2 protein-coding genes and 2 pseudogenes are annotated in these 5,166 nt (G+C 70.7%); 3 read left to right on the top strand and 1 reads right to left on the bottom strand.

Annotated features, from left to right (window positions below):
• Window positions 1-1,629 (top strand): annotated as a pseudogene (locus ACRWND_RS30175) (hypothetical protein); the annotation flags it as partial.
• A 139-nt stretch (window positions 1,630-1,768) separates the two neighbouring features.
• On the opposite strand, the pseudogene ACRWND_RS30170 reads toward ACRWND_RS30175, so the two are convergent.
• Window positions 1,769-2,062, bottom strand: a pseudogene (locus ACRWND_RS30170) (AMP-binding enzyme); the annotation flags it as partial.
• Between the two features lie 23 nt (window positions 2,063-2,085).
• Here ACRWND_RS30170 and ACRWND_RS30165 point away from each other — a divergent pair.
• Window positions 2,086-3,819 carry a recombinase family protein gene (locus ACRWND_RS30165; protein WP_431955050.1) on the top strand — a complete coding sequence of 578 codons (1,734 nt, stop codon included), beginning with the start codon at window positions 2,086-2,088 and terminating at the stop codon, window positions 3,817-3,819.
• Window positions 3,820-4,167: 348 nt separating this feature from the next.
• Window positions 4,168-5,166 (top strand): ISAs1 family transposase (locus tag ACRWND_RS30160; protein ID WP_431955048.1); only part of this gene is annotated, 999 nt, incomplete at its 3' end.

Here is a 5,166-nt window from a genome sequence, read left to right as displayed (position 1 = left end):
CTACCCGCCCTCCCCGCGTCCCCCGCCGAGGCGGAGGACCAGCCCACCGGCCGCCGGGCCCGCCGCGTCGCCCCGCCGGAGCCGGGGCCGGGGCTCGCGCCCGCGCTGCCGGAGGCATCCGCACCGCAGCCGAACACGCCGGAGCAGGCCGCGCCGGGCAACGGCCGCCGTGCGCGCCGGGCCACCTCGCAGGCCCCGGCCGCACCGGCGCTCCCCGCGCTGCCGGCCGCACCCCCGCCCCCCGCCGCACCCGCGGCCACCGCCCCGGTGACCGAGTGGCCGGAGGCCCAGGGGTCCGCCCGGCGTCCGCGCGGCATCGTCGAGAGCACCCCGCGCCCGTCGGCGATCGTCGACCCGCGGCGGCTTCCGCCGCCCGCCCCGGCGGCGCGGCCGGAACCGCCGGCCGCCGAACCGCCGATGATCCCCGAGCAGGCGCAGCGCGCTCCGCAACCGCAGCCGATCGCGCCGGCGCAGGTTCAGCCGCAGCCCGTCGTCCCGCCCCAGGCCCCCGCGCCGGCGCAGGTGCAGCCGCAGCCTCAGCCCGAGGCGCAGGCCGCCCAGGACGGCGGCGGTTCGCAGAACCGGGCGATCAGTGTGCGGACCCTCGGTCAGGGCGTCGCCTTCGCCCAGCAGATCAGCGAGCAGGTCGCCCAGCCGGTGGGCGGCTCCGGGCGGCGCCGCAAGCTGGCCGCCCCCGCGGAGCCCGAGCCGGCGCAGGCGGCGACGACCGCGACGACCGCGACTCCCGTGGCACCCGCCGCGCCCGCACCGGTTTCCGCGCCCGTCAACGGCACGGAGACCCCCGGCCGGGCGTACGCCATAGGCGCGCCCACGGAGGCCACCGAGGGCCCTGAGCCGCTCGACGGCCCCAACGGCGCCGTCGACGTCACCGAGGAGGGCACGCACGGGCCCGAGGCCGTCCTGGACGAGCCGCGCCGACTGCTGGTCTGGCCCGAGCCGGACGTCGCCACCCGCCAGGCACTGACCGACCGCGGCTACCGACCGGTCATCGTCCGCTCGCGTGAGGAGGTCGACGCACAGGTCGCCGAGCCGCCCGCCGCGCTCTTCGTGGACCCGCTCACCGGGCCGATCACCCGCACCGCCCTGCAGTCGCTGCGTCAGGCGGCGGCGCAGGCCGACGTGCCGGTGCTCGTCACGGCCGGCCTCGGGCAGGCGACCCGCGAGGCCGCGTACGGGGCAGACCCCGCCGTGCTCCTCAAGGCGCTGGCGCCGCGGGACAGCGAGCAGCACCCGCCGCGGGTGCTGCTGATCGAGGCCCACACACCGATCGCGCAGGCCTTCACCGCGACGCTGGAGCGGCGCGGGATGCATGTCGCGCACGCCCAGTCCGAGGCGGACGCGATGACGCTCGCGGCGCAGATGCACCCGAACCTCGTGGTGATGGACCTGATGCTCATCCGGCGCAGGCGGCAGGGGATCATCGACTGGCTCCGGGCGAACGGCCGGCTGGAGCGCACACCGCTGGTCGTCTACACCGCGGTCGACATCGATCCCGCGGAGCTGCCGCGGCTGACGTCCGGCGAGACGGTCCTCTTCCTCGCGGAACGTTCGACCAGCGCGGACGCCCAGGGACGCATCGTCGACATGCTCGGCAAGATCGGGTCCTGAGGCCCGCTGCCGGCCGCTTTGCTCCCCTGCCGAACGGAGAGGAGCGTCCGGCAGCGAAGCCCACCACGTACGCCGGGCGCCCCCGGGTGCGCCCCGGGAGCCCGGTCCTGTGTACGCATGCCTGCGGGGCGGCAAGTGGTCAGACGAGCTTGGTGACGTCCAGCTCTCCCGCCGCGTACTGGCCGCGGATCACCTTCTTGTCGAACTTGCCGACGGAGGTCTTCGGCACCGCCGGGACGACGGCCCAGCGCTCGGGCAGCTGCCAGCGGGCGATGCGTTCGGCAAGGAAGGCGCGCAGTTCCTCGTAGCCGACCGTGCTGCCGTCCCTGAGGACGACCGTGGCGAGCGGCCGTTCGCCCCAGCGCTCGTCGGGGACGGCCACCACCGCGGCCTCGGCGACGTCAGGGTGGGCCATGAGGGCGTTCTCCAGTTCGCTGAGTGTGTGAAACTTCCACCATGACAACGACAACCGCACAGAAGCCCAGTTCAGCGCATGCGTTCTACTACCCGCCGGTTGCGCCCCCGCCCGCCAACTGGCCGCGCGCTGTCATCTACTGCCGACAGTCAAAGCTGAACGAGGACGGCTCTAGCGCGTCCCCGCTCATGCAGCGCGACGCCGGGGAAGGGCTGTGCCAGGCACGCCAGTACAACCCCGTCGCGTGCTTCACGGACGCGGGCAAGTCCGGTTGGGACCCGTCCATCGTCCGGCCCGGTTTCGAAGAAATGATGAGCTGGGTCCGTGAGGGTAAGTGCGATGTGGTGGTGATCTACACCCTGTCGCGTCTCACTCGGCAAGGCGCACTTGAGGCCATGCAGATTGAGGACGAGATGCGTAAGCACGGCGTCGCGCTGGTGTCCGTCCGTGAGCCGTATCTCGACACGTCGGACCCGGCGGGCACCGGCATTTTCGCGATCATCGCCGGTCTGGCCAAGCAGGAGTCTGACGGTAAGTCGGAGTACATCAAGAACACCCGCGAACTTGCGCGGAAGGTTGGCGGGCATCTCGCCGGTAGCGCGCCGTACGGCTTCGCCACATCCAAGGAGAAGACAGCCGAGGGTGTCTCTTGGGTGAAGCTGGTGGCCGAGGAGAGCGAAGCGGCCACGATCCGACTCATGCACAAGCTGGCACTTGAGGGCCGGACAACGGGAATGATCGCTAAGGAACTCAACGAACGGAAGGTTCCGTCTCCGGCGCAGCGTGGCACCCACAAGGGCCGCAAGTACAAGAACCTGAAAAGCGATGTTCCGGCCGTGGCCGAGCATTGGGCGAGCACGCAGGTTCAGCGGGTGTTGCGTGATCCTCGCATCGCGGGCATGGCCGCCGACAAGCTGACCGGCTCTTACAACTTCGCTATCCGGCGGGGCGAGGACGGACAGCCGTTGCACGTTCACGAACCGATCATCTCTCCGGCCGAGTGGTACGTACTCCAGGAAGCAATGGGCAAGTCCGGCCGCCGACTCCGCGAGGCACCACACGGGGCAACCGCGTTGCTGTCCGGCTGGTCGTTCCTGGTCTGCGAGTGCGAGGCGAACATGACGGCCGCTCGCACCGGCACGGACGGGAAACGAACCTCGTACCGGTGTAGCCGGTCCGCAGAGGCGCGACGGCTCATGAGCGGGCACACGGCGAACGTCGTCCTGCAAGACGCCGTAGACGACCACGTAGCGCGAACCGTGTACGCCCGCATGACGAACATGGACCTTGATGACCCGGACGACGCGGAACTGATCGCAGAGACGGCCCGCCGCTTCGCCCTGCAAATCGACACGTCCGGCGTTTCGCGCGAACTCAAGGAACTTCAGGCACAGTTGTCGCACACCGAAGAATCACTGGCGCAGATCTACGCCGACCAGCGCGCCGGACTCTACGCGGGCAAGGTGGGACGCGCGGCGTTCACCGAGGCCGTCACGGCCATGCAGGGCACCGAGGAGTCATGCCGGGCACGAATTGCCGAACTTGAGGCCCACCAGACAACGGCTATCGCCCTGCCCATCGATGAATGGTTCGAGCCGGGCACGGACCCGATCGGCCCCACTTCCGTTTGGCACGGCTGGAGCTTGCAGGAACGGCGGGAATTCCTCTCGCTGTGGGTCGACTCCGTGACCGTGCACTGCCCGCCGGACCGGAAGCGGCGGCCGGTGTCCGAGCGCCTGACCGTCAATTGGGCCCGGCCCCAGGAAGACGCGTGAGCATCCCTCAGCCCCTCAGGGCTCCGGTTGGGAAAGATCCCGGCCGGGGCCCTTCGCTATGCCCGCTGACACGCCCCAGAAGGCCCCTGAGTGCCCCTGTGGCGGCCTGACACCCCCGCCGCTGCGGTTCGCCGTCGCCGGTCCAGGTCGTGACCTGCGACCGGCCGTGCACCGTCGAGCCGCGGGTCAGGATCCAGGGGCATTGCGTGATTGGGATTGGTCCGGTTCGCCGGTCTCGTGAGTGACGTGGCGTCATGTCCGTTGTGGGGCAAGGGGCCCGGGAGAGCAGAGCAGGCACGGTGCCGGTGATCATGTGGTTGTCGAGACCCATGAGAACCGAGCGAGACCGTGCCTGCCCGAACATCATCGCCCATCCCTTCCGCACTGGAGAAACTGGGTTCCCCGACTGATCCCCTCACCTCAAGCGATGTCGCTGACCTGCGGCGTTTCCTGATCCTGGTCGCCGATCCCCGCGATGCGCGAGGACTGCGGTATCCGGCCCTCGCGTTGCTGTGCGCAGCCGTCTCGGCGGTGTTGACCGGGGCTCGCTCGCTCATCGCGATCAGCGAGTGGATCACGGATGCCCCGCAGCATGTGCTGGGCGTCCTCGGCTTCGCTGCTGATCCACTTACCGGTCTGCGGCCGGTGCCGCACGCCGCAACCGTGCGCCGCCTGCTGCAGCGGGTGGACGGTGACGCGCTGGACGCGGCGATCAGCGCGTATCTGCGGGCCAGAACGCCGCCCCCGGTCGAACCGGAGGCGGAGAGAGGGCCGGTGCGACGGGTGGTCGCGGTCGACGGCAAGGTGGTCCGCGGATCGCGAACCCGGGCGGCCGCGGCGATCCAGCTGCTGGCGGCGATGGACCACCACGGCGTGGTCCTGGCCCAGCGGCAGGTTGCTTCCAAGAGCAACGAGATCCCCTCCTTCGCGCCGTTGCTGGACGGTCTCGAGCTGGAGAACACGGTGGTGACCGCCGACGCCCTGCACACCCAGCACGACCACGGGGCCTATCTGACCAGTCGCGGCGCGCACTACGTGGCCGTCGTGAAGAAGAACCATCCGGGCCTGTATGCCCAGGTCAGGAAGCTGCCCTGGCGTGACATCCCGCTCGGGCACCGCACTCGCGACCACGCCCACCACCGCGACGAGATCCGCCGGCTCAAGGTCGCCGCGTTCAGCCACCTCGACTACCCCGGCGCCCGCCAGGCGATCCAAGTCGTACGGTGGCGACGCGACTTGAGCACCGGGAAGCTGACCATCGAGCGCGTCTACCTGATTACCAGCCTGAGCGTCTTCGACGCCACCTGCACCGAGCTCGCCACCTGGATCAGAGGCCACTGGGGTATC

The sequence above is a fragment of the Actinacidiphila sp. bgisy167 genome (genome assembly GCF_965342175.1).
Lineage (GTDB): Bacteria > Actinomycetota > Actinomycetes > Streptomycetales > Streptomycetaceae > Actinacidiphila.
This window is presented reverse-complemented; position numbering and strand designations above follow the sequence as displayed.

What these genes read in the sequence shown, in the direction of transcription:
- ACRWND_RS30165 (WP_431955050.1), top strand. Translation starts at nt 2,086, where the DNA reads ATGACAACGACAACCGCACAGAAGCCCAGTTCAGCGCATGCGTTCTAC.